This is a genomic window from Streptomyces yaizuensis (assembly GCF_034961445.1).
Lineage (GTDB): Bacteria > Actinomycetota > Actinomycetes > Streptomycetales > Streptomycetaceae > Streptomyces > Streptomyces yaizuensis.
Genome location: NZ_BSBI01000007.1, coordinates 237148 through 260310 on the forward strand (window position 1 = coordinate 237148; position 23163 = coordinate 260310).

Below are 23163 nucleotides of genomic sequence, written 5' to 3' on the forward strand. Positions count from 1 at the left end.
CGGTCGCACGTCGGGTTCACACATCGGATACGCACTGTTGACCTGTGTTCGCGCCACGTTCGCCCAGGGTCTTCCCCCCGGAGACGGACGCTCCCTACCGTCGGCCTCGGCCCGACAGGTGCCACAGATCACAGGGAGGAACCGTGAAGGGACAGAGTGCGGCCGGCGGGGCCGGGCGCGGCGGGAGCGGGACCCCGGGGCGGCGGACCCTGCTCGGGGCGGCGGCGGCGGGCGCCGCGGCGCTGGGAGTGCAGGCCACGACCCCGGCGGCGGCGGCCGGCGCGCCCGCGGCCCGCCGGGGCCACGGCGGCTCCTACCGGGACCTGCCCCGGCCCACCGTGATCGCCCACCGGGGCGCCAGCGGCTACCGCCCCGAGCACACCATCGCCGCCTATCAGCTCGCCCTCGACATGGGGGCGCACGTCGTCGAACAGGATCTCGTGCCGACCCGCGACGGCCATCTCGTATGCCGTCACGAGAACGACATCACCGGCACCACCGATGTCGCCGACCGTCCCGGGTTCGCCTCCCGCAGGACGACGAAGACCGTCGACGGGGACCGGCTCACCGGCTGGTTCACCGAGGACTTCACCCTCGCCGAGCTGAAGACCCTGCGGACCCGCGAGCGGATACCGGGCGTCCGGCCGAAGAACACCCTCTACGACGGCCGCTGGACCATCCCCACCTTCGAGGAGGTGCTGCGCTGGGCCGAGCGGGAGGGCCGCCGCCGGGGCCGGCCCGTCTGGCTGCACGTGGAGACCAAGCACCCCACCTACTTCCGCGGGCTGGGGCTCGGCCTGGAGGAGCCGCTGGCGCGGCTGCTGCGCCGGTACGGGCGGGACCGGCGCGACGCGCCCGTCTTCCTCCAGTCGTTCGAGCCGGGCAGCATCCGGCGGCTGGCCGGGCTGGTCTCCCCGCCCCGGGTGGTGCTGCTCGGTGCCGCCGGGACGCGGCCCTGGGACTTCGTGGAGGCGGGGGACCCGCGGACGGTCGCCGATCTGATCCGGCCCGACGGGCTGCGGTGGATCGCCTCCTTCGCCCAGGGCATCGGGCCCACACTGGACCTGGTCATCCCCAAGGACGCGAACGGCCGGCTCGGGGAGCCCACCACCCTGGTCCGCGACGCCCACCGCAGAGGGCTGCTCGTCCACCCGTACACCCTGCGCAACGAGAACGCCTTCCTGCCCGCCGACTTCCGCCGCGACTACGGCACCGCCCCCGTCGTCGCCGCGAACGAGTACGGGGACGTCTTCGGCGCGTACCGCCGTTACTTCGCCACCGGCATCGACGGCATCTTCACCGACCACCCGGACACGGGGCTGCTCGCGGCCGCCGAGGCCACCGGCTGAGCCGGATCCGTCCCCCGGGGGAGTCCGGCTGCCCCGTCCTGACGGATGTCCGTACATCCGTCAGGACGGGTGAACTTCCCGACCCTGGCTGCGAAGTGACGGGCGAATGGCGCAATTTCCATGGTTATCGCAGGAGGGTCGGGTATCTCACAGGGAAAACCGTGACCCATCCGTTCCCGGCGCCTGTGATGTCCGCGCACAATGCTGGCGACCGAGGTTGCGGCTCCTGGGCAGGGGGAAGGGAGCGTGTGACAACCGGACCCATCAGGTGAGCGGGAGGCTTGCGCACATGGGCATGAGTGTGACCATCTCAGCGGCGACGGCGCACGACGCGGAACACATCCTCAAACTCCAGTACCTCTGCTACCAGAGCGAGGCGGAGCTGTACGGCGACTACGCGATCGAACCCCTCACCCAGTCGCTGGACGACCTGCGCGCCGAGATCGCCTCGGGACAGGCGCTGGTCGCGCGGCTCGGCGACGAGGTCGTGGCCTCCGTGCGCGGCCGGGTCGGCGAGGACGGCACCGCCCGGATCGCCAAGCTGATCGTCCACCCCCGGATGCAGCGCCACGGCCTGGGCGGCCGGCTGCTCGACGCGATCGAGGAGAGCTTCGCCGGCGAGCCCACCGCCCGCCGCTTCCAGCTCTTCACCGGCCACCGCAGCGAGGGCAACCTGCGCCTCTACCGCAGCCGCGGCTATGTACCGGTCGGCCGGGAACAGCTCGGCCCCCGGCTCACCGTCGTCACCCTGGAGAAGGAGGCGGTGACACCGGCGGCCTCGGCCTATGTCGCCAGCGCGTAGGGCCTGTCTGACGGATCAGGCTGGATCAGGGAGCGTGGTCTGGTGCCGTGCATCGCAAGGCGGAGGAGGGAGTCCCTGCGGAGCAGCGGCGACTGACGACAACGCGGCGAGGTGCGGTGCCAGGGCACGCGAGCCCAGCAAGATCCGTCAGACAGGCCCTGGCGCTCTCGCCGGTCAGATCGCCGCCGGGTGGCTGCGCGAACGGCGCAGCCACAGCATCCCCGTCACCGGCAGCACGACGGGGATGAAGAGATAGCCCATCCCGAACTCCGACCAGACCGTGGAGTCGGGGAAGGCCGCCGGGTCCGCCATCGTCCAGGTGCCGACGACGAGCACACCCGCCAGCTCGGCGGCGCAGCACACCAGACCCGCCCTGCGGGCCGTCTCCCCGCCGCGCACCAGCGTGTAGGTGATGAACGCGTACACCACGGCGGCGACGGCGGAGAGCGAGTGGGCCAGCGGCGCGCTGGAGAAGTCGGTCAGGATCGCGTACAGCGAGCGCGACACCGCGCCCACGGACATCACCGAGTACAGCCACACCAGCAGCACCCCGGGGCCGCCGACCAGCCGGGTCCGCCCAGCGGGGCCCGTGCCGTCCCGTTCGCCACCGCGCTGCCCGAGGGCGGGTCCGCTCACGGTCAGCCTCCCCAGATGTCGTAGAGCCGCACTTCGAGGACGGCGAGGACCACCGCGCCGGCCGCGACGGTCGCCGAGCCCCAGCGGCTGCGCTCCATCAGCGAGAGGACCGCGGCCGCCGGGACCGAGAGGAAGGCCCCGACCAGATAGACCACGAAGGTGGTCGCGCCCCCGTGGGCCTCGGCGCCCTGCGCCAGCCGCACGATGCCGACCACGAGCTGCGCCAGGGCCAGCACCGTCACCACGGCCATGCCGATGAAGTGCCAGTCCTTGGTGGGCTGATCGCGCCAGGCGGCGAAGCCGCACCAGGCGGCGAGGGCGAGCGCGGCCACGGAGAGGGTGACCGTCAGGGCGTCGAGCATGGCTCCGAGGGTATTACGGGCGGCCCCGCCATCCGCGCGCGGCCCCAGGGCCGGTATCCGGTGGGGTTCCCACCGCCGTCGACACGGGGGGATCGTGGCCTTGACCACATATCCGACCCCTCCGCATGTCTCCCTCTGACCGCCATCGGGGATATCCATGCAGGTCAGCGCGGTCGAAGCGGTGGTACGCCCCGCTTGTCACCCACCCCCGACTGTCCGATATCCGGACAGCTCTGATCGTGCGAAGTGCCTGTCTGCTTTACTTGCCGCCATGACCACGACGAGCAGCCGCACCCTTGCGACCGAGGCGAACCTGACGCCCGGTGCTCGTTGTATGGGTCGAATGTGCGCCTTCTGAGGGCCCCCGCCTGTGCCTCGCGCCCCGAAGTGAGACAGCGCAGCCGTCCGGTCGCCTGACCGGGATCCGAGCTGCCGCGCGCATGCGCCGACCGCCGCCGAGGAATCCCCGGCGCCCGGCCGTGCCGCGTTCTGACCACAGAAACCCGGCAGACGAACGCCCCGTGCCCGGCAAGGACGCCCCGCCGCGCACTCGACAGTGACGGACATTCCAGTGATCACCACAACGGGCCTCACCAAGGTCTACCGCTCGCGAGGACGCGAGGTCACCGCCCTGGACGGCGTCGACCTCCAGGTCGCCGAGGGCGAGGTGTTCGGCGTCATCGGACAGAGCGGCGCCGGCAAGTCCTCCCTGATCCGCTGCGTCAACCTCCTGGAGCGCCCGACCTCCGGCACCGTGACGGTCGACGGCCGGGACCTGACCGCCCTCGCCGGGCGCGGCCCCCGCGCCGGCAAGGAGCTGCGCGCGGCCCGCAGCCGGATCGGCATGGTCTTCCAGCACTTCAACCTGCTCTCCTCGCGCACCGTCCAGGACAACGTCGAACTGCCCCTGGAGATCCTGGGCCACTCCGGCGCCGACCGCGCCCGGCGGGCCCGCGAACTCCTCGACCTGGTGGGCCTCTCCGACAAGGCCAAGGCCTACCCCGGGCAGCTCTCCGGCGGCCAGAAGCAGCGCGTCGGCATCGCCCGCGCCCTGGCCGGCGAACCCAGGGTGCTCCTCTCCGACGAGGCCACCAGCGCGCTCGACCCCGAGACCACCCGCTCCATCCTCCAGCTGCTGCGCGACCTCAACCGCCGGCTGGGACTGACCGTCCTGCTCATCACGCACGAGATGGACGTCGTCAAGACGGTCTGCGACTCCGCCGCCCTGATGGAGCAGGGCCGGATCGTCGAGTCCGGCACGGTGAGCGGACTGCTCGCCACCCCCGGCTCCCGGCTCGCCGCCACGCTCTTCCCGCTCAGCGGCGACCCCTCCACCGCCGACCGCACGATCGTGGACGTCACCTTCCACGGGGACGCCGCCACCCAGCCGGTCATCTCGCAGCTCGCCCGTACCTACAACATCGACATCTCGATCCTGGGCGCCGCGATGGACACCGTCGGCGGCAAGCAGGTCGGCCGGATGCGCATCGAGCTGCCCGGCCGGTTCGAGGAGAACGTCGTCCCCATCGGCTTCCTGCGCGAGCGGGGACTCCAGGCAGAGGTGGCCGCGACCGCCGAGGAAGGTGCCAAGTGACCTGGTCCGAGATGTGGCCACTGCTGGAGCAGGCGTGTTGGGACACGCTCTACATGGTCGGCTGGTCCGCACTCATCGCCGTCGCCGCGGGGCTGCCGCTGGGCGTCCTGCTGGTCCTCACCGACCGGGGCGGACTGCTCGGCAACGCCCTCGTGAACAAGGTCCTCGGCGAGTTCGTCAACATCGCCCGGTCCATGCCGTTCATCATCCTCATGGTCGCGCTGCTGCCCCTCACCCGGGCGATCGCCGGCACCACCATCGGGGGCGAGGGCGCCATCGTGCCCCTGGCCATCGGCGCCATCCCCTTCTTCGCCCGGCTGGTCGAGACCTCCGTACGCGAAGTCGACCACGGCCTGGTCGAAGCCGTGCAGTCGATGGGCGGCAGCACCTGGACCGTCGTGCGCAAGGTGCTCGTACCGGAGTCGCTGCCCTCGCTCATCTCCGGCCTGACCACCACCGTCATCACGCTGATCGGCTACTCGGCGATGGCCGGGGCCGTCGGCGCCGGCGGCCTCGGCGACATCGCCATCCGCTACGGCTACATGCGCTTCGAGACCGAACTCATGTGGGTCACGATCGCGATCCTCGCCGTGGTGATCTCCCTGATCCAGTTCGCCGGCGACTTCGCGGCCCGGAGCCTGCACCGGCGGGCCCGGGGCGGCGGCCCCGCCCCCCGGCTGCGGCTGCTCAAGCAGAAGCCGGCCGCGGCCGCCGGGCGGGCCGGGCCCGTCGAAGCCGCCGCCGAACCCGTCAAGACGCCCTGACGCCCCGACGTCCCGGCACCCCGGCGTCCTGACACCCCGACCCCGGCTCCGCGAGGGACCCCCTCACGGAGACGAACCGGTCCCGTACGGGACCGACCAGGCCCCACCGGGCCGTACCACCCGCACCACCCGGAGAAAGGCACTTTTCGTGCGTAACACCACCAAGATCACCGCCGCTGTCCTCGCCGCCGGAGCCCTCACCCTCGGGCTCACCGGCTGCTCGTCCGACGAGAAGGACGACACCTTCACCGTCGCCGCCAGCTCCGTCCCCCACGGCCAGATCCTCGGCTTCGTCAAGGACGAGCTGGCCGCGAAGGAGGGCCTGAAGCTGGAGGTGAAGGAGTTCACGGACTACGTGACCCCCAACACCGCCACCCAGAACGGCGACGTCGACGCCAACTACTTCCAGCACAAGCCCTACCTGGACGACTTCAACAAGAAGAACAAGACGACGATCGTCCCCGTCGTCACCGTCCACCTGGAGCCGCTGGGCCTCTACTCCAAGAAGGCCGACGACCTCGCCGGGCTGAAGAACGGCGCCACCATCGCCCTCCCCAACGACACCACCAACGAGGCGCGCGCCCTCAAGCTCCTGGAGGAGAACGGGCTCATCAAGCTGAAGCCCGGCACCGGCAACGAGGCCACCCCCAAGGACATCGCCGAGAACCCGCGGAAGCTGGAGTTCAAGGAGATCGAGGCCGCCCAGACGCCGCGCGTCCTGGACGACGTCGACGCCGCCGTCATCAACGGCAACTACGCCGTCGAGGCCAAGCTGAGCCCGAAGGACGACTCCCTCGCCCTCGAATCCGCCGACAACAACCCGTACGGCAACTTCCTCGCCGTCAAGGCGGGCAACGAGAACGACGAGCAGGTCAAGAAGCTCGCCAAGCTGCTCGCCTCGCCCGAGGTGAAGAAGTACATCGAGGACACCTACGACGGTTCCGTCATCCCGGCCGTCTGAGCCCGCGCGGGCCGTCCGTACCGCACGGAAACCGGGTGACAGCGGTCACCGGGCCGGTGCCCCGCACTCCCTTCGAGGGGTGTGCGGGGCCCGCGCCTTTCCGCCCGGCGCGCAAGTGCGGGACCCTGTGGTGCAGTTCGAACGGCCCATGCTGCATGCTGGGTTTTTCGGCAGGCCCACGGTTCTACGGTTCCAGCGGACCCCTGGCTATGGAGCGGCGCATGACTACCACCTTCCCGGACGTGTCCATCAGCACGGAGCGGTTGGTGCTGCGCCCCTTCGAAGAGGCCGACATCCCCGCGTACACCGAGATGATGAACGACGAGCAGATCACCGCCTGGACCACCGGCCCCCACCCCTACACCACCGCCGACGCGGAACGCTGGGTACGCAGCCTCGCCCCCGCCGAACGCACCGGCGGCGACGGCATCGCGCTCGCCGTCACCGAATTCCTCACCCAGCGGCTCGTCGGCGCCGTCCGGCTGCACCGCACCGACTGGCGCACCCGCGCCACCGAGGCCGCGTACCTCACCGCCCCCTGGGCCCGGGGCGAGGGCTACGCCACCGAATCCCTGCTGGCCACCGCCAAATGGCTCTTCCGCGACCAGGGCTTCGAACGGCTGGAGCTGCGCACCCCCGCCGACAACACCGCCTCCCAGCAGGTCGCCCAGAAGACGGGCGCCATCAGTGAAGGCGTCCTGCGCAACGCCTGGATAGCCCGGAGCCGGACCGAGGACGGCGGCTGGACGTCCATCCGCACCGACCTGATCGTCTGGAGCCTGCTCCCCGAGGACCTGGAGGGCGGCGGGACGGGACACCTGGCGGAGTTCGGCTACGCCCCCTTCCCCGAGCACGCCTGAGCGCGCCTGAGCCCGCCGGCCGGTCCGGCACCGGCAGGGGGCGGGGCGGGGACGCCCGAAGGGGCCCGCTTTGGGTAACCTCACGGTGCCCGCTCCGGACCGCTCCATACCGTTCCGGTCCGATCCAGCCGTTACGGTCTGATCCAGCCGTTACGGTCCGGTCCAGCACTTCCGGTCCCATCCATCCCGCTCCGGTCCGGACGGCACCACCCGCGACCACGCGACCACAGCAGGGAGACACACGACCATGGCCGACCGCGTCACGGTGATCGGCTGGGACGGCTCACCCCTCACCGCCGCGGCCCGGTCCGCGCTCCGCGCCGCGACCCTGGTGGCCGGGGCGCCCCACCACCTCGCCCTGCCCGAAGTGCCCCCGCACGCCGAACGCGTCCGGCTCGGCAGCCTCGACCTCGCCGCCCGCCGGATCGCCGCCCACCGGGGCACCGCCGTGGTCCTCGCCGACGGCGACCCCGGCTTCTTCGGCGTCGTCCGCGTCCTGCGCGCGCCCGAACACGGCCTGGAGGTCGAGGTCGTCCCCGCCGTCTCCTCCGTCGCCGCCGCCTTCGCCCGCGCCGGGACACCCTGGGACGACGCCGAGATCGTCGTCGCCCACCCCCGGACCCTGCGCCGCGCCGTCAACGTCTGCCGCGCCCACCCCAAGGTCGCCGTCCTCACCTCACCGGGCGCGGGCCCCGCCGAACTCGCCCTCATGCTCGACGGTGTCCACCGCACCTTCGTCATCTGCGAGGAACTGGGCACCGCCCGCGAACAGGTCACCGTCCTCACCTCCGACAAGGCCGCCGACCACGTCTGGCGCGACCCCAACGTGGTGATCGTGATCGGCGGCGGAGGCAGCCCCGCGACCGCCGCCGGCGGGTGGATCGCCGGCCGCGACCCCGGCGGCGCGGTGGCCGGCCGGGGCTGGGCCCGGGCCGCTGCCCCGGACGAGGCCGCCGGCCGGGGACCGGCCGGCGAGGGCGACTCCGAGCAGCTGCGCGCCCTGCAACTGGCCCGGACCGGCCCCCGCGCCGGCGACCTGGTCTGGGACATCGGCTCCGGCGGCGGCGCCTTCGCCACCGACGCCGCCCGCTTCGGCGCCGCCGTCATCGCCGTCGACGCCGACCACGCGGCCTGCGTCCGCGCCGACACCGCAGCCCGCCGCGCGGGCCTTCAACTGCACGTGATCCACGGGCGGGCCCCGCAGGTACTGGAGCGACTGCCGGAACCCGACGTCGTACGGATCGGCGGCGGCGGCGCCCCCGTCGTCGCCGCCTGCGCCGACCGCAGGCCCGAACGGATCGTGGCGCACGCCTCCACCCGCGACGACGCCGAGGCGATCGGCGCCGCCCTTTCCGCGGGCGGCTACAGCGTCGAGTGCGCGCTGCTCCAGTCGGTCGCGCTCGACCCCGTGGGATGGGCGGAACGGGAGCGGTCCGTGGTCTTCCTGCTCTCCGGGACACGTCCGGATCGCGCCCCATGACCCCGCTTGTCAGTGGTGCGAGGTAGGCTGGCCGATCGTTGTACCGCACTCCGGCCCCTCGCCGCCACGGTCGCCGAAGGCCCGGGAGGACCGGAAAACCAGTGCCGAAAGGCGCCGGTTCGTGGTACTTCACAGCCGGGGGAGGCGCAACGTGGCGCAGCCCACAGCGGGCCGTGGCGGATCTTCCCGCCACGGCGGCGAACGGCCGCGAGAATGCTGGAAGTCCACGGACGGTCGTGCCGCGTGGCGTGCCCGCTCGTTCACTTCGACGGGCACCCGGTGCGCCGCGAACGGACGGCCGGGCGATGGGCGAAGGATTCACAACCGATGGGCGAGGGGTACGCATGACCGACACCGGCCAGGTCCCGGGCGAGGGACAGCCGGAGAACGCGGGCGTGGTGGAACAGCTGCCGGGTGTACCCGGCGGCAGTGCCTACACCTTCGTCGACCCCTCCGGTCAGCTCTCCGAGGAAGACGATCTGCTGCTGATGCCGAGCGCGCAGGGGGCGTGGAGCGATCCCCAGACCGTCCAGCCGCTCCAGCACGGTCCGCAGAGCGGTCAGGTGCACCTGCCGGTGGACGCGACCGGGCAGGTGCCCGTGGGCGCGCTCATCCCGGAGCAGTACACGCCTGTCCCGGCGGGCCCGCCGGTCCCCGAGCAGCAGCCCGCGCCGGTCCCGGACGAGGTGCCCGCACCCGAACTGGCCGCGCCCACCGACCTGGGCAGCCCCGAGGGCGCCGGGCCGCAGGCGGTCGCGGACGGGCAGCCGTTCGCCGACCCGGCCGCGGGCGCCCCGCAGGCCCCCGACGCCGTCGCCGCGCCGCCGGCCCCGTCCGCGACGCCGCCCGTCGGCACGCCCGCGCCGGTGCCGCCGACCGCGCGCCGCCCGCTGCACATGGGCCCGCCGCTGCCGGACTCGACCGGCGGAGTGGTGCGTTCGCTCGCCGACCGCGGCCCCGCCGGGGTGCCCCCGCACCCGCTGACCGTGCAGAACGCGCCCGTCGCGGGGCCCGAGGTGCTGCCGGGGCCCCAGCTGGGCGAGATCCCGCCGCAGCCGGGGGCGCCGTGGGGGCCGCAGGCCGCCGTGGCCGCGCCGCCCGTGTCCGTGCCCGCGCCTGCGCCCGTGCAGGTTCCGGCCCCGGTCGAGCAGCCGGTGGAGGCTGTTCCGGTCGCGGTGGCCGTCGTGGAGCCCGTCGCCGAGGAGCAGGAGCCGGTGGTCCAGGAGGCCGTGGCCGTGGCCCCGGTGGCACCGGAGCAGGCTGTGGTGGCCGAGGAGCCCGTGGCCGAGGAGCCCGCGCCCGAGCCCGTTGCCGACGAACCCGTCGCCGTACAGCCCGCGGAGGCCCCGCAGGAGACGCCCGGCCCCGAGGCCCAGCCGGTGGCCGTGGCCCCGGTGGCCGCCGAGCAGCCGGAGCCCGCGGCCGTTCCCGCCGAACTGCCGGAGGCCGTCCCGGCCGAGGTAGCCGAGATCGCGGAGATCGCCGAGGTCGCCGAGCCGGTCGAGACCGTCGCCCCGGAGCAGGTGGAGGAGCCGGCACAGGAGCAGGCGCCGGAGCCCGCCCCCGAGGCGGAGCAGCCCGTACCGGTGGAGCAGCCGGTTCCGGTTCCGGTCGAGCAGCCTGAGGCGGCCGAAGCGGTCGCCCCGGTCGTACCCGCCGCGCCTGTCGTCGCTGTCGTGCCCGAAGAGGTGCCCGAGGCCGAAGTCGTCGCCGATCCCGCCGTGATGACCGTGCCCGTCGTGGCTTCCGAGGCCGCGGTCGAGGCCGTGACGGCGCCGGAGCCGGAGCCGGAAGCGGAGCCCGGGATCATGGTGGCTCCTGCCGCCGAGGAGGCCCCCGAGGCCCCCGAGCCCGTCGCGGAGCCCGCCCCCGAATCCTCGCCCGAGCCGGAAGCGGCCCAGGAGCAGGCCCCCGAGCCCGCCCCGGAGACCACCCCCGTGCCGGAGGTCCAGGAGGTCCAGGAGGTCCAGGAGCCCCCGGAGACCCAGGAGGTCCCCGAGGCCCAGGAGCCGCAGGCCGCCCAGGAGTCCGAGCCGGAAGCCGAGCCGGCCCCCGTCCGGGGCGCCCCCGCCCCCGGCTACGACGACGCCGAGCGCGAAGCCGTGCTCCGGGTGATGCGCGAACGCCGCGACGTCCGCAACGGCTTCCGCCCCGACCCCATCCCGCACGAGGTGCTGCTGCGGGTCCTGGAAGCCGCGCACACCGCCCCGAGCGTGGGCCACTCCCAGCCCTGGGACTTCGTCGTCATCCGCTCCGCCGAGACCCGGAGCACCATGCACGAACTGGCCCAGCGCCAGCGTGACGCGTACGCGAAGACGCTCCCCAAGGGCCGGGCGAAGCAGTTCAAGGAACTGAAGATCGAGGCCATCCTCGACACGCCCGTCAACATCGTCGTCACCGCCGACCCGACCCGCGGCGGCCGCCACACCCTGGGCCGGCACACCCAGCCGCAGATGGCCCCGTACTCCTCCGCCCTCGCCGTCGAGAACCTGTGGCTCGCCGCGCGGGCCGAGGGCCTCGGCGTGGGCTGGGTCAGCTTCTTCGACGAGCGCGAGATGGTCCGCGCGCTCGGGCTGCCCGAGCACCTGGAGGTCGTCGCCTACCTCTGCGTGGGATACGTCGACGAGTTCCCCGAGGAGCCCGAGCTGATGCAGGCCGGGTGGTCCAAGCGCCGCCCGCTCTCCTGGGTCGTCCACGAGGAGACCTACGGCCGCCGCGCGCTGCCCGGCGAGGAGCCGCACGACCTGCTCCAGGAGACCGTCGCCAACATCCGCCCCCTGGACGCCAAGGCGCTCGGCGAGGCGTGGGAGCGACAGAAGCGGATGACCAAGCCGGCGGGCGCGCTCGGCGTACTGGAGATCATCTCCGCGCAGCTCAGCGGCCTGTCCCGGCTCTGCCCGCCGCCCATCCCGGAGCCCGCCGCCGTGGCGATCTTCGCCGGTGACCACGGGGTGCACGCCCAGGGCGTCACCCCCTGGCCCCAGGAGGTGACCGGCCAGATGGTCGCCAACTTCCTCGGCGGCGGCGCGGTCTGCAATGCCTTCGCCAACCAGGTCGGCGCGGAGGTCTGCATCATCGACGTCGGCGTCGCGTCCGACCTGCCCGCGACCCCTGGTCTCCTGCCGCGCAAGGTCCGGCCCGGCACCGCGGACTTCACCACGGGACCCGCGATGACCCGCGAGGAGACCCTCTCCGCGATCGAGGTCGGCATCGAGACCGCCCGCGACCTGGTGGCGGCGGGCAACCGCGCGCTGCTCACCGGCGAGATGGGCATCGCCAACACGACGGTGTCGGCCGCCCTGATCTCCGCCTTCACCGGCGCCGACCCCGGCGAGATCACCGGGCGGGGCACCGGCATCAACGACGAGACCCACGCCCGCAAGGTCGACGTCGTCCGCCGCGCCCTGGAACTCCACGCGCCGGACCCCGCCGACCCCGTCGGCGTCCTCGCCGCCGTCGGCGGTCTGGAACACGCGGCGATCGTCGGCCTGATCCTGGGCGGCGCGTCGCTGCGGACGCCGGTGATCCTCGACGGTGTCTCCGCCGGAGCGGCCGCGCTGGTCGCCCGCGCGATCGCACCCGAGGCGCTGGCGGCGTGCATCGCCGGCCACCGGAGCGCCGAGCCCGGACATGTCGCCGCGCTCAACAAGCTGGGCCTGCGACCGCTGGTCGACCTCGACCTGAGGCTCGGCGAGGGCACGGGGGCGTTGCTGGCGTTGCCGCTGGTGCAGAGTGCGGCGCGGGCGATGCATGAGGTGGCGACGTTCGACTCGGCGGGCGTCACCGAAAAGTAGACCTCTCCCCGGCCCGGGGTACGAATTCGGCCTTGCGCTGGCCGACCCGTGTCGGTACGGGTGCGTGGCGCTCGTCCGGGGCCCCGGCTGTCCGGCCCGTGTCGGTACGGGGTCCCGCACTCTTCTTTCCCCCCGCTGGGGGTTCGGTCCGGCTTCGCGTGGTCCGTGGGTGGGGGTGCAGGGTCGCCCCCGCAGGGGATCGGCGGAGGCCGACCCGCACGGGACCTGGTGAGTGGGCTCGCCGACCCCGAGGAGGTGAGCCCGGAGGCCCCGCCAACCCGCACCACTACCCGGGCCGGGTCGACCCGCACAAAATTCAGCCTCGCCGGCGTTTGAGGCGCGGGGGCCTCGGGGGCTGGCCCCCGACGACGACCCGAGCAATTCAGCCCCTGGGGGTCCCCCCGGACGAAGTCTGGGGGAGTTTGAGGACGGACCAGCACCCCCAGCCTGCGGGCCTGTGTCGGGGACCAGTCCCCGAACCCCTGCGCCTCAATCGCCGGCGAGGCTGAGTTTTGCTCGGGTGATCGTCGGCGAGGCTGGGTTTTGTTCGGGTGGTCCCGGGTGCGGGTGTGGTGCGGGTTGGCGGGGGCCTCCGGGCTCACCTCCTCGGGGTCGGCGGACCGAAGGCCCACGGTCAACGCACGCCGGACTTCCCGCCGATCCCCTGCGGGGGCGACCCTGCACCCCCCACCCACGAAGCCAGCGCAGCAGGCCGGTACCCCGAGCCGGGGGAAAAGAGGGTGCGGGCACCCGTACCGACACGGGCCAGCCACCGGAACCCCGGACGAGCGCCACGCACACGTACCGACACGGGTCGGACAGCGCGAGGCCGCGGGGGGTCGGGGCCAGGTCCGGGAAGGGGGGCGGCGCATCGTAGAGTTGGCCCGGAAGACCGTCGCCACCAGCCGCTTCGCCCCGGTGGCACCGCCCGCCCGAGGAGCACCACCGTCATGGTCGATCACCCCGCCTATCCCGTCGGACTCCGCCTCGCCGGGCGCCGTGTCGTCGTCCTCGGTGGCGGGCAGGTCGCCCAGCGCCGGCTTCCCGCGCTGATCGCGGCGGGCGCGGACATCGTGCTGGTGTCGCCGTCGGCGACCCCGTCCGTGGAGGCGATGGTCACCGCGGGCGAGATCCGCTGGGAGCGGCGCCGTTACGCGGACGGGGATTTCGAGGGTGCCTGGTACGCGCTGATCGCGACGACCGACCCGGAGGCCAACGCCCGTGCGTCGGCGGAGGCGGAGCGCCGTCGTGTCTGGTGTGTGCGTTCGGACGACGCGCACGCGGCGACCGCGTGGACTCCGGCGACGGGCCGTTCCGAGGGTGTCACGGTGGCCGTGCTGACGGCGGACCCGCAGGGCCGGGATCCGCGCCGGTCCGCCGCGCTGCGGGACGCGATCGTGGAGGGTCTGCGCGACGGTACGCTCAGCGCGCCCCAGCACCGTACGCGGGCGGCCGGTGTCGCGCTGGTCGGCGGGGGCCCGGGTGACCCGGATCTGATCACGGTCCGGGGCCGTCGGCTGCTCGCGGAGGCGGATGTCGTCATCGCGGACCGTCTCGGTCCGCGGGATCTCCTCGCGGAGCTGCCCCCGCATGTCGAGGTGATCGACGCCGCGAAGATCCCGTACGGGCGGTTCATGGCGCAGGAGGCGATCAACGCCGCGCTGATCGAGCATGCGAAGGCGGGGAAGGCGGTCGTCCGGCTCAAGGGCGGGGACCCGTTCGTCTTCGGCCGGGGCATGGAGGAGGCGGAGGCGCTCGCGGAGGCCGGTATCGCGTGCACGGTGGTGCCGGGGATCTCCAGTTCCATCAGTGTGCCGGGCGCGGTCGGCATCCCGGTCACGCACCGGGGGGTCGCGCACGAGTTCACCGTCGTCAGCGGCCATGTCGCGCCGGACGACGACCGTTCGCTCGTGGACTGGGCCGCGCTCGCCCGGCTTCGTGGCACCCTGGTGGTGCTGATGGGCGTCGACAAGATCGGTGCGATCGCGCAGACCCTGGTGGCGAACGGGCGGGAGCCGCACACGCCGGTCGCCCTGATCCAGGAGGGCACGACCGCCGCGCAGCGCCGGGTGGACGCGACGCTCGCCACGGTCGCCGGCGTGGTCGCCGCGGAGGATGTGCGTCCGCCGGCGGTCATCGTCATCGGCGAGGTCGTCGCGCTGGGCGACCGGGTCGCGCCGTCGGCCCGCCCGTCGGCGTAACCACCAGTAACACGCCTGGATCCAGGCGTTGGCACCGCACCCCGGAGAAGGCAGTATCACCCTGTGGCTGATCTCATCACCATCGAGGACCCCGACGACCCCCGGCTCCGCGACTACACCGGCCTGACCGATGTCGAGCTGCGCCGCAGACGCGAACCCGCCGAGGGGCTGTTCATCGCCGAGGGCGAGAAGGTCATCCGCCGGGCCAAGGACGCCGGGTACGAGATGCGGTCGATGCTGCTCTCCGCCAAGTGGGTCGATGTCATGCGGGACGTGATCGACGAGCTGCCGGCGCCGGTGTACGCGGTCAGCCCGGAGCTGGCGGAGCGGGTCACCGGCTATCACGTGCACCGGGGCGCGCTCGCCTCCATGCAGCGCACGGCCCTGCCGACGGCCGCCGAGCTGCTGACCACCGCCCGCCGGGTGGTGATCATGGAATCGGTGAACGATCACACCAATATCGGTGCGATCTTCCGCAGCGCCGCAGCCCTCGGCATGGACGCGGTGCTGCTCTCCCCGGACTGCGCCGATCCGCTGTACCGCCGCTCGGTGAAGGTGTCGATGGGCGCGGTGTTCTCGGTCCCGTACGCCCGGCTCGACGGCTGGCCCAAGGGGCTCGAAGCGGTACGGGAGGCGGGGTTCACGCTGCTCGCGCTGACCCCGCACGAGAAGGCGGCGGCGATCGACGAGGTCGCGCCGCACCGGATGGAGCGGGTCGCCCTGATGCTGGGCGCGGAGGGGGACGGCCTCTCCAACCAGGCGCTGATGGCGGCGGACGAATGGGTCCGCATCCCGATGGCGCACGGCGTGGACTCGCTCAATGTGGGGGCCGCCGCCGCGGTGGCCTTCTACGCGGTCACCGCGGGACGCCCCCAGACCTGACCGGGGCGGACAGAGCCTCAGAGCTTCTGCGCCGCCGCGATCCCCAGCGCGACGATCAGGGTCACCACGAAGAAGACCACGATCCGCTGGCGCAGCAGCCTCGGGTTGGCGGGCCGCCGCCCGGTCCCGTTGGTCCGTACGCCGGACGCGGGGCCGGATCGCCCGGGGGTGCGCGCGGGGTACGGGCGGGACCGCGAGCCGCTGTTCCGGCCGGACTTCGGCCGCGCGGCGGGGCGCCGTTCGGGGCCCCGGTCCAGCCGCTCCGTGCGCTCGCCCCGGTCCAGCCGCTCGGTACGGGCCGATGCCGCCGGGCGGGCGGGCCGCTCCTGGTACCGCGTGGTGGGCCGGTCGGTGTCGATCCGCTCGCGGGGCACCGGCGGCCGGGTCTCCACCAGGCCCTGCGCCTCACGGGCCGCGATCTCCTTGAGCCGCATGGAGAGCTGGAGGGTGCTGGGCCGCTCCTCGGGATCCTTCGCCAGGCACGCCCGCAGCAGCGGCGCGAGCGCGTCGGGCACCCCCTGGAGCTGCGCCTCCTCGTGCACCACCCGGTAGAGCATCACTTCCGAACCGCCGTGCCCGAACGGAGAGTCGGCGGTCGCCGCGTACGCCAGGGTCGCGCCCAGCGAGAAGACGTCCGTCGCCGGGGTGACCGCCACGCCCCGCACCTGCTCGGGGGCGAGGAAGCCGGGGGAGCCCACCGCCGTGCCCACATGGGTGAGCGTGCTCGCGCCGGTCGCCCAGGCGATGCCGAAGTCGATGATGCGGGGGCCCTTGGGGGAGAGCAGGATGTTGGACGGCTTGAGATCGCGGTGGACGACACCGGCCTCGTGCACGGCGACCAGCCCCTCCGAGAGCGCCGCGCCGATCGCGGCCACCTCGGCGGCCTGGAGCACGCCTTCCTCGGCGACCCGGTCGTGCAGGGAGGGCCCGGGGACGTACTGCGTGGCGAACCACGGGCGCTCCGCCTCCAGATCGGCGGCCACCAGCCGGGCGGTGCAGCCGCCCCGGATCCGGCGGGCGGCGGAGACCTCGCGGGCGAAGCGGGAGCGGAACTCCTGGTCCTCGGCGAGGTCGGGCCGGATCACCTTCAGCGCGACCCGCTGGCCGCGCCGGTCGGAGCCCAGATAGACGACGCCCATCCCGCCGGCGCCGAGCCGCCGGTGCAGCCGGAACGAGCCGACGACCCGCGGATCCTCGCGCCGGAGCCGCATCATCGCCATGTCCGTCCCCTACCTGGGGGTGGGGCCACCCCCCTGCCTGCGGCGGGAGATCCCCGCCCTGCCGAGTGGATGGGGGTCGGCCCCCCACCCCGTACCCGGTGGGCCGGGCAAGCCCCGCTCCGCCGGTTGATCGTCCGTTTCGCCGTGGCACAGCTTACGTACCCCTGCCCCGGCGCGCTCATAGGCCGCGCCCTCCGTGATCGATCGATTGTCCCGGGGGGACGGCGGCTCCCCAAGGAGGCTCGCAGCGGCGAGTTTTGGACATGATGGCCGACGGTTCGCGCCAACGGGCGGTGCGGCGACGGGGATTGGGCCGGTGGGGTACGAGGGGCCCGGCCCCCCGCGGGGGCGGCGGGCGGCGCCCGGACGGACGAAGTCGTGGCAAGCCGGGCAAGGCCCCGGACCGGGGTACCCCCCGCCCCCGGGGCCGGGGGAGTGAGCGAAGTCACCCGCTCCCGGGCCCCCGGAACCGGCCCGCCCCAGAGCCCAAAGACACCTGCCCCGGCCGGGCGCGGGCCACCGGCGCGCGGTCGTCGCCCCGCCCGCGGGCGATGTCAGGGAAGCCCCCCATGCCGGGGGCACCGTCTCCACCCAGGGGAGTACACCGAAGGGCGGTGGCTCATCCTCCGGGAGGCCCGCCAATCGGTACGCGGGCATGACGTCCGGCCCCTCCCGGCTGCCTAGGCTTGTTCTCAAGCGGCGGGTGAAGCACTCGTCCCCCGAGGTCAGACACCCGCCGCTGCCAACGAGAGGAGAGGAGCCATGGCGGACACGGCATCGCGGACCCTGGTCCGCACGCGTGGGCACGGCGCCTCGGCGACGCCCGGCGCCGGCCCGTCCGGCCACCGGCACCCGCTGGTGGCGACCGCCATGGTCCTCCCTCTGGCCGCCTTTCTCGTGGTCGCCTTCGGCGGCTGGGAAGCGGTGGTCACACATGCGTCGTCCGTGGGCGTGATGCTGGGGCGCTGAGCGGCGCCCCGGACCCGGAAGAGCGGTCCGGGTCGGGGACATCCGGCCAATAACCCCGTGGGGACGGGGGTGCGGCGGACGGCAGGCAATGGCCGGTCAGCTGGGGAGCTGACCGGCCATCGCGCTGTCCGCAGCCGGGACGCCGCCAGGACACGGCCCGGACACGCCCCGGATGTGCCACGGACACGGCCCAGACGGGGGCGATACCGGCCCAACCGTGCGAGCGAGAGCAATTCCGGGCCGTCCCGGAAAAGGGTTCACGCCCCGGTCCCGCCGCCGGACCGGGCGGGGGGCCACACGTAGGCTCCCCGCAGGGGATCTTTACAGCAGCGGGGGGAGACCGTGACCACAGCTGTCATCAGCGCGCTCGCCGGAGCCGCACGGGAGGCGGCACACACCGGACCGGGGGAGTGCGGGGGGTGCGGGACGGACGAGAGCGTCCTCGCGGAACGCGACGACGGGGTCGTCGTCCGCCATGGCCCTGCCGTCGCCAAGGCGCACGCGGCGGACACCGACCCCGCCGCGCACCGGGTACGGATCGCGGTCGCCGCCGACCCGCGGCTGGCCGGGATCCTGCTGGCGCCGCTGCCGCTGAGCGCCCGCGAGACCCACGGCAGACCCGTCACGGCCTGGCCGTACGGGCTGCCCGTCGACCCGCGGGACCCCGGTGCCGCTCCCTGGGAGGAGACCGCCGTCCTCCTCGCCCGGCTGCACCGGGTGGACCCGGCGGCCCTGCCCGGACCGCTGCCGCCGGCGCGCGGCCCCGCCAAGGTGGTGCGCGCCCTCGCCCGGATGCGCGCCCGGGCCGGCCGCCATCCGTACGCTGCCGTGGTCGAGGCCGCCTGCGCGCGGCTCCCGGCCTGGGCGCGCGGCGCGGCGCCCGCTCCCCGCCGCCGGCTCTGCCACGGCGATCTCCACCTGGGCCAGCTGGTGCGCCACCCCGCGCCGGGCGGCCCCTGGCTGCTGATCGACGTCGACGACCTCGGGATCGGCGACCCGACCTGGGATCTGGCCCGCCCCGCCGCCTGGTACGCGGCCGGGCTGCTGCCCCGGGAGGTGTGGCGGCGCTTCCTCGGCGCGTACACGGCCGCCCGGGGCCCCGCCGTGGACCCGGGCGAGGACCCGTGGCGGTGGCTGGACGTCCCGGCGCGCGCCCTGACCGTCCAGACCGCCGCCCTCGCCCTGGTCCGGGCCGCCGCCGAGCGGCGCGAACCCGACGAGGACGATCTCGCCGTGATCGGCGCGTGCGACCGGATCGCCTCGCTCCCGGTCCATCCGGACGGAACCGCTCCGGTATAGGGCGCCGTCCTCAGCTCTGATGATCACAGCCATGTGATCGTCGCAGCGCGATCGACCGCGAGGAGCTGAGCCACGACCATGCAGTGTCCGAAGTGCCACGCACCGATGCACACCTACAACCGCAACGGCGTCCAGATCGAGCAGTGCGGCGGCTGCCGGGGGATCTTCCTCGACTACGGCGAGCTGGAGGCGCTGACCCGGCTGGAGTCGCAGTGGACCGGGCAGGCCCCGCCGCCGCCCCCGGCGCCCGGTGGGCCGGCCTGGGGCGCTCCGCAGCCCGGTGGCGCGTACCCCCCGGGGCCCGGCTCGCACGGCCCCGCCCACGGCGGTCACGGACACGGCGGTCACCCGCAGGGCCACGGCCACCACGGCGGCCACCACCAGCGCGGATTCGGCCGGATGCTCTTCTCCTCCTGACCGCCCCCGCATACACGAAACCCCCGGCCGCAAGGGCGACCGGGGGTTTTCGGTGGTGCGCGATACTGGGATTGAACCAGTGACCTCTTCCGTGTCAGGGAAGCGCTCTCCCGCTGAGCTAATCGCGCGGGAACCATCCGGACCGAGTGGATCCAGAAGGCTTTCACCTGCGGTTACCCGCAGATGACAGGGCTTGCGTGCGCGATACTGGGATTGAACCAGTGACCTCTTCCGTGTCAGGGAAGCGCTCTCCCGCTGAGCTAATCGCGCGGGGAAACCTCTGATGAACAGCGGTTCCAGTGGACGATACTGGGATTGAACCAGTGACCTCTTCCGTGTCAGGGAAGCGCTCTCCCGCTGAGCTAATCGTCCTTGGAGGTGGAGACGGGATTTGAACCCGTGTAGACGGCTTTGCAGGCCGTTGCCTCGCCTCTCGGCCACTCCACCCGGAGCGCAGGGGCTCGGGAAGATCCCCCACATCGAGCGGACGACCAGGTTCGAACTGGCGACCTCAACCTTGGCAAGGTTGCGCTCTACCAACTGAGCTACGTCCGCGTGTCTTTTCCGTTTCGCTTCCGCGTCCCGGCTACGTGTTGAACTCTAGCGGATTCCTGAGCCAGTACAAAAACGCGTTTCCGCAGCGTGCTGACGTGTGCTCGCCCCGCGGCGCTCCGGGCGGCCCGGCGCGGCTCCCGTCCGACGGCCCATTCGCGCCGGTCATAGACTCGCAGACGTGCACGACCTCGCTCCCCTCGCCCGCTTCGGGCCCCTTGTCGCCACCGGACTCCGTGATGTCACGAGTGATCCGGAGGCCCTGGACTCCGCCGGCTTCTGGGCCGTCGCCGCCGACTTCGAGGGCGCTCTGACCTGCGCGCGCTTCGACCGCGTCCACCGGGAGGCCGTCCCGGCGGCGGTTCCCGGACAGTGGCGCGGACCCGCCAGGGACGCCTGGAACTCCTCCCTGGACCGGGCCGGCTACACCGCGGGCGTCCGCCGGATCCGCGAGCACATCGCCGCGGGCGAGGTCTACCAGGCCAATCTCTGCCGGGTGCTCTCCGCGCCGCTGCCCGACCCGGACCGGGCCGACGTGGACGCGCTGACCGCGCTGCTGGCCCGGGGCAACCCCGCCCCGTACGCGGGAACGATCCGCCTCCCCGCGCACGGGGTGGAGATCGCCACGGCCTCGCCGGAGCTGTATCTGCGCCGCACCGGGACGACCGTGGAGTCGGGGCCGATCAAGGGCACCGGCCGGACGGCGGCGGATCTGCTGGAGAAGGACCACGCCGAGAACGTGATGATCGTGGACCTGGTCCGCAACGACCTCGGCCGGGTCTGCGCCACCGGCAGCGTCACCGTCCCCGAGCTGTGCGCGGTCGAGCCCCACCCCGGACTGGTCCACCTCGTGTCCACGGTCCGCGGCGAGCTGGCCCCCGGGCAGGGCTGGAGCGCGCTGCTGGCGGCCACCTTCCCGCCCGGCTCGGTCACCGGCGCCCCGAAATCCAGCGCGCTGCGGATCATCGAAGCCCTGGAGAGGGCCCCGCGCGGCCCCTACTGCGGCGGCATCGGCTGGGTCGACGCCGACCGGGGCACCGGGGAGCTGGCCGTGGGGATACGTACCTTCTGGATCGACCGGGCCCCGGGCGCTGGCGCCCTGCTCCGCTTCGGCACCGGCGCCGGCATCACCTGGGGCTCCGACCCCGAACGCGAGTGGGCGGAGACCGAGCTGAAGGCGTCCCGACTGCTCGCGATAGCGTCGTCTCCCGAGGACGGGGAGCCCGGTGGCGGGCTCGCGCAACCGCTGAGAGGTGCGGCCGGATGAAGCTGTGGATCAACGGGGAACTCAAGGCGGCCGCCGACGCCCGGGTGTCGGCGCTCGATCACGGCCTCACCGTCGGGGACGGGGTCTTCGAGACGATGAAGACCACCGGGGGCGTGCCCTTCGCCCTCACGCTCCACCTCGAACGGCTCTCCCGCTCGGCACGGGCCCTCGGCCTGCCCGAACCGGACCACGACGAGATCCGCCGGGCCTGCGCCGCCGTCATCGGGGCCAACCCGGTGGAGCGCGGCCGGCTGCGCGTCACCTACACCGGCGGCACCGCCCCCCTCGGCTCCGAACGCGGAGCCGGCGAACCCACCCTGATGGTCGCGCTCGGACCGCTGCCCTCGCGGCCCCCGACCGCGTCCGTGATCACCGTCCCGTGGACCCGCAACGAGCGCGGCGCCCTGGCCGGGCTGAAGTCCACCTCGTACGCCGAGAACGTCATGGCGCTCTCCCGCGCGGCCGGGCAGGGAGCCGGCGAGGCCCTGTTCGCCAACACCGTCGGGCAGCTCTGCGAGGGCACCGCTTCCAATGTCTTCGTCGTCCTCGACGGCGAACTGCACACCCCGCCGGTCTCCTCCGGCTGCCTCGCGGGCATCACCCGCGCCCTGGTCGTGGAGTGGACCGGGGCCCGGGAGACGGAGCTGCCGTTCGACGTGCTGGACCGCGCCGACGAGGTCTTCCTCACCTCCAGCCTGCGGGACGTGCAGGCCGTCGACCGGATCGACGGGCGGCCGGTGGGCGGGCCCGCCGCCGGGGCCCCCGGACCGGTCACCGCCAAGGCGCTGGCCGTCTTCCTGGAGCGCGCGGCGGCGGACGCGGACCCCCGGCTGCCCTGAGCGGCCCGGATACCGGACGGGGCGTTAAATCCCGTGACGCGGGGCCCGGGGCCCGGTAGAACACCTCTGATGACCACCACCCTGCGGCCCACCGGGCCGATCCAGCGGCAGTCCGACGGCGGCCGCTCCCGCCTCTACGAGGTCTGCGACAACGGCCGGCCCGTCGGCCGGGTCACCGTCGCGGCCGTCCCCTCCGACGGCGCGCGCGTGGGCACCGTGCGCGACCTGTGGATCGACGAGCCGTCACGGCGCCGGGGCCGGGGCACCATCGCCGCCCTCGCCGCCGAGGAGGTGCTGCGCGGCTGGGACTGCGACACGGTGCAGGTCTCCGTGCCGTCCGGCGCGGACGCCGCCGCCCGGCTGGCGGCCGCGCTCGGCTACACCGGGACCGGCCGCGCCATGGCGAAGGCGCTCGACGGCCCGCCGCCCGCGCTGCCGCCGGGGACCACGCACCGGCCGATCAGCCGCGGTGAGTACACGGCCTGGGCCCAGTCCGCCACCGAGGGCTATGCCCGGGCCCTGGCCGCCCACGGCCTCCCGCTGGAACGGGCCCGCGCCAAGGCGGCCGCCGACCGGGCCGGGGTACTGCCGCAAGGACCGGACACCCCCGGCGTCCGGCTGGAGACCCTGGTCCACGACGGCGTGCCCGCCGGCTTCCTCTGGCTCGCGCCGCGCGAGGTGCGGCCCGGGGAGCGGGGGATGTGGGTGTACGACGTGATGGTCGCCGAGGAGTACCGGGGCCGGGGCCACGGCCGCGCGCTGATGCTCGTGGCCGAGCGGTGCGCGCTCGCGGCGGGGCTGCGCCTGCTCGGACTGCACGTCTTCGCGGACAACGCCCCGGCCCTCCGGCTCTACACCTCGCTCGGCTACCGGACGGTGGAGGTCCACCACGCCAAGCCGCTGCTCTGACCCCGC

Annotated in this window: 19 protein-coding genes and 5 tRNA genes; 16 read left to right on the plus strand and 8 right to left on the minus strand. The window is 73.8% G+C overall.

Features of this window, described 5'->3' with window-relative positions; genetic code table 11:
* Window positions 1–143 precede the first annotated feature (143 nt).
* Entirely contained in the window at window positions 144–1349 is a 1206-nt protein-coding gene (locus SYYSPA8_RS18695) for a glycerophosphodiester phosphodiesterase (protein WP_323448352.1), read from the plus strand.
* Between the two features lie 289 nt (window positions 1350–1638).
* Window positions 1639–2151, plus strand: a complete 513-nt coding sequence (locus SYYSPA8_RS18700) for a GNAT family N-acetyltransferase (protein ID WP_323448353.1) — start codon at window positions 1639–1641, stop codon at window positions 2149–2151.
* A 174-nt stretch (window positions 2152–2325) separates the two neighbouring features.
* Here the strand turns inward: SYYSPA8_RS18700 and SYYSPA8_RS18705 are convergent, their stop codons facing one another.
* On the minus strand, window positions 2326–2787 hold the full coding sequence (locus tag SYYSPA8_RS18705; RefSeq protein ID WP_323448354.1) for a hypothetical protein: 462 nt from the start codon (window positions 2785–2787) through the stop codon (window positions 2326–2328).
* A 2-nt stretch (window positions 2788–2789) separates the two neighbouring features.
* Complete coding sequence (locus tag SYYSPA8_RS18710) at window positions 2790–3149, minus strand: hypothetical protein (RefSeq protein WP_323448355.1); 360 nt, start codon at window positions 3147–3149, stop codon at window positions 2790–2792.
* Window positions 3150–3720: 571 nt separating this feature from the next.
* Here SYYSPA8_RS18710 and SYYSPA8_RS18715 point away from each other — a divergent pair.
* The 8 genes from SYYSPA8_RS18715 (at window position 3721) to SYYSPA8_RS18750 (ending at window position 15685) form a co-directional block, all read left to right on the plus strand.
* On the plus strand, window positions 3721–4743 hold the full coding sequence (locus SYYSPA8_RS18715) for a methionine ABC transporter ATP-binding protein (RefSeq protein ID WP_323448356.1): 1023 nt from the start codon (window positions 3721–3723) through the stop codon (window positions 4741–4743).
* On the plus strand, window positions 4740–5507 hold the full coding sequence (locus SYYSPA8_RS18720) for a methionine ABC transporter permease (protein WP_323448357.1): 768 nt from the start codon (window positions 4740–4742) through the stop codon (window positions 5505–5507). The genes SYYSPA8_RS18715 and SYYSPA8_RS18720 overlap by 4 nt, the downstream gene beginning before the upstream one ends.
* Window positions 5508–5655: 148 nt before the next feature.
* Window positions 5656–6468 carry a MetQ/NlpA family ABC transporter substrate-binding protein gene (locus SYYSPA8_RS18725; protein WP_323448358.1) on the plus strand — a complete coding sequence of 271 codons (813 nt, stop codon included), beginning with the start codon at window positions 5656–5658 and terminating at the stop codon, window positions 6466–6468.
* Between the two features lie 221 nt (window positions 6469–6689).
* Window positions 6690–7328: a GNAT family N-acetyltransferase gene (locus SYYSPA8_RS18730; RefSeq protein WP_323448359.1), complete on the plus strand. Its 639-nt coding sequence runs from the start codon at window positions 6690–6692 to the stop codon at window positions 7326–7328.
* Between the two features lie 247 nt (window positions 7329–7575).
* Complete coding sequence (gene cbiE / locus SYYSPA8_RS18735; RefSeq protein WP_323448360.1) at window positions 7576–8808, plus strand: precorrin-6y C5,15-methyltransferase (decarboxylating) subunit CbiE; 1233 nt, start codon at window positions 7576–7578, stop codon at window positions 8806–8808.
* A 344-nt stretch (window positions 8809–9152) separates the two neighbouring features.
* A complete protein-coding gene (gene cobT, locus SYYSPA8_RS18740; protein ID WP_323448361.1) occupies window positions 9153–12602 on the plus strand; it encodes a nicotinate-nucleotide--dimethylbenzimidazole phosphoribosyltransferase in 3450 nt (1149 codons plus the stop codon).
* A 950-nt stretch (window positions 12603–13552) separates the two neighbouring features.
* Window positions 13553–14803 (plus strand): uroporphyrinogen-III C-methyltransferase, encoded by a 1251-nt coding sequence (gene cobA, locus SYYSPA8_RS18745; RefSeq protein WP_323448362.1) that lies wholly within the window; start codon window positions 13553–13555, stop codon window positions 14801–14803.
* 63 nt (window positions 14804–14866) lie between these two features.
* Window positions 14867–15685, plus strand: a complete 819-nt coding sequence (locus SYYSPA8_RS18750; RefSeq protein WP_323448363.1) for a TrmH family RNA methyltransferase — start codon at window positions 14867–14869, stop codon at window positions 15683–15685.
* A 17-nt stretch (window positions 15686–15702) separates the two neighbouring features.
* On the opposite strand, the gene SYYSPA8_RS18755 is transcribed toward SYYSPA8_RS18750, so the two are convergent.
* Complete coding sequence (locus tag SYYSPA8_RS18755) at window positions 15703–16905, minus strand: serine/threonine-protein kinase (protein ID WP_323448364.1); 1203 nt, start codon at window positions 16903–16905, stop codon at window positions 15703–15705.
* A gap of 762 nt (window positions 16906–17667) precedes the next feature.
* On the opposite strand from SYYSPA8_RS18755, the gene SYYSPA8_RS18760 reads away from it, so the two are divergent.
* The 3 genes from SYYSPA8_RS18760 (at window position 17668) to SYYSPA8_RS18770 (ending at window position 19590) form a co-directional block, all read left to right on the plus strand.
* Window positions 17668–17874, plus strand: coding sequence for a hypothetical protein (locus tag SYYSPA8_RS18760; RefSeq protein ID WP_323448365.1), 207 nt, complete (start codon window positions 17668–17670; stop codon window positions 17872–17874).
* 342 nt (window positions 17875–18216) lie between these two features.
* On the plus strand, window positions 18217–19173 hold the full coding sequence (locus tag SYYSPA8_RS18765) for a phosphotransferase family protein (RefSeq protein ID WP_323448366.1): 957 nt from the start codon (window positions 18217–18219) through the stop codon (window positions 19171–19173).
* A gap of 78 nt (window positions 19174–19251) precedes the next feature.
* The gene (locus SYYSPA8_RS18770) at window positions 19252–19590 is read left to right on the plus strand and encodes a TFIIB-type zinc ribbon-containing protein (RefSeq protein ID WP_323448367.1); all 339 of its coding nucleotides are present in this window, start codon (window positions 19252–19254) and stop codon (window positions 19588–19590) included.
* A gap of 53 nt (window positions 19591–19643) precedes the next feature.
* Here SYYSPA8_RS18770 and SYYSPA8_RS18775 read toward each other — a convergent pair.
* The 5 genes from SYYSPA8_RS18775 to SYYSPA8_RS18795 all read right to left on the minus strand — a co-directional run bounded on the left by SYYSPA8_RS18775 (window position 19644) and on the right by SYYSPA8_RS18795 (window position 20145).
* Window positions 19644–19718: transfer RNA gene (locus tag SYYSPA8_RS18775), tRNA-Val, on the minus strand.
* 70 nt (window positions 19719–19788) lie between these two features.
* Window positions 19789–19860, minus strand: a tRNA-Val gene (locus SYYSPA8_RS18780).
* Between the two features lie 30 nt (window positions 19861–19890).
* A tRNA-Val gene (locus SYYSPA8_RS18785) sits at window positions 19891–19962 on the minus strand.
* 1 nt (window position 19963) lies between these two features.
* Window positions 19964–20037, minus strand: a tRNA-Cys gene (locus tag SYYSPA8_RS18790).
* A 35-nt stretch (window positions 20038–20072) separates the two neighbouring features.
* A tRNA-Gly gene (locus SYYSPA8_RS18795) sits at window positions 20073–20145 on the minus strand.
* Between the two features lie 178 nt (window positions 20146–20323).
* On the opposite strand from SYYSPA8_RS18795, the gene SYYSPA8_RS18800 reads away from it, so the two are divergent.
* The 3 genes from SYYSPA8_RS18800 (at window position 20324) to SYYSPA8_RS18810 (ending at window position 23157) form a co-directional block, all read left to right on the plus strand.
* Window positions 20324–21409 carry a chorismate-binding protein gene (locus tag SYYSPA8_RS18800; RefSeq protein ID WP_323448368.1) on the plus strand — a complete coding sequence of 362 codons (1086 nt, stop codon included), beginning with the start codon at window positions 20324–20326 and terminating at the stop codon, window positions 21407–21409.
* Window positions 21406–22248 (plus strand): aminotransferase class IV, encoded by an 843-nt coding sequence (locus SYYSPA8_RS18805; RefSeq protein WP_323448369.1) that lies wholly within the window; start codon window positions 21406–21408, stop codon window positions 22246–22248. Before SYYSPA8_RS18800 ends, SYYSPA8_RS18805 begins: the two co-directional genes overlap by 4 nt.
* Before the next feature lie 69 nt (window positions 22249–22317).
* Window positions 22318–23157: a GNAT family N-acetyltransferase gene (locus SYYSPA8_RS18810; protein WP_323448370.1), complete on the plus strand. Its 840-nt coding sequence runs from the start codon at window positions 22318–22320 to the stop codon at window positions 23155–23157.
* Window positions 23158–23163 lie beyond the last annotated feature (6 nt).

Bases quoted from the DNA above. Each gene is read 5' to 3' on its own strand.
- SYYSPA8_RS18760 (WP_323448365.1), top strand. From the start codon at position 17,668: ATGGCGGACACGGCATCGCGGACCCTGGTCCGCACGCGTGGGCACGGC.
- SYYSPA8_RS18710 (WP_323448355.1), bottom strand. From the start codon at position 3,149: ATGCTCGACGCCCTGACGGTCACCCTCTCCGTGGCCGCGCTCGCCCTC.
- SYYSPA8_RS18730 (WP_323448359.1), top strand. From the start codon at position 6,690: ATGACTACCACCTTCCCGGACGTGTCCATCAGCACGGAGCGGTTGGTG.
- cobT (WP_323448361.1), top strand. From the start codon at position 9,153: ATGACCGACACCGGCCAGGTCCCGGGCGAGGGACAGCCGGAGAACGCG.
- SYYSPA8_RS18755 (WP_323448364.1), bottom strand. From the start codon at position 16,905: ATGGCGATGATGCGGCTCCGGCGCGAGGATCCGCGGGTCGTCGGCTCG.
- SYYSPA8_RS18810 (WP_323448370.1), top strand. From the start codon at position 22,318: ATGACCACCACCCTGCGGCCCACCGGGCCGATCCAGCGGCAGTCCGAC.
- SYYSPA8_RS18805 (WP_323448369.1), top strand. From the start codon at position 21,406: ATGAAGCTGTGGATCAACGGGGAACTCAAGGCGGCCGCCGACGCCCGG.
- cobA (WP_323448362.1), top strand. From the start codon at position 13,553: ATGGTCGATCACCCCGCCTATCCCGTCGGACTCCGCCTCGCCGGGCGC.
- SYYSPA8_RS18700 (WP_323448353.1), top strand. From the start codon at position 1,639: ATGGGCATGAGTGTGACCATCTCAGCGGCGACGGCGCACGACGCGGAA.
- cbiE (WP_323448360.1), top strand. From the start codon at position 7,576: ATGGCCGACCGCGTCACGGTGATCGGCTGGGACGGCTCACCCCTCACC.
- SYYSPA8_RS18770 (WP_323448367.1), top strand. From the start codon at position 19,252: ATGCAGTGTCCGAAGTGCCACGCACCGATGCACACCTACAACCGCAAC.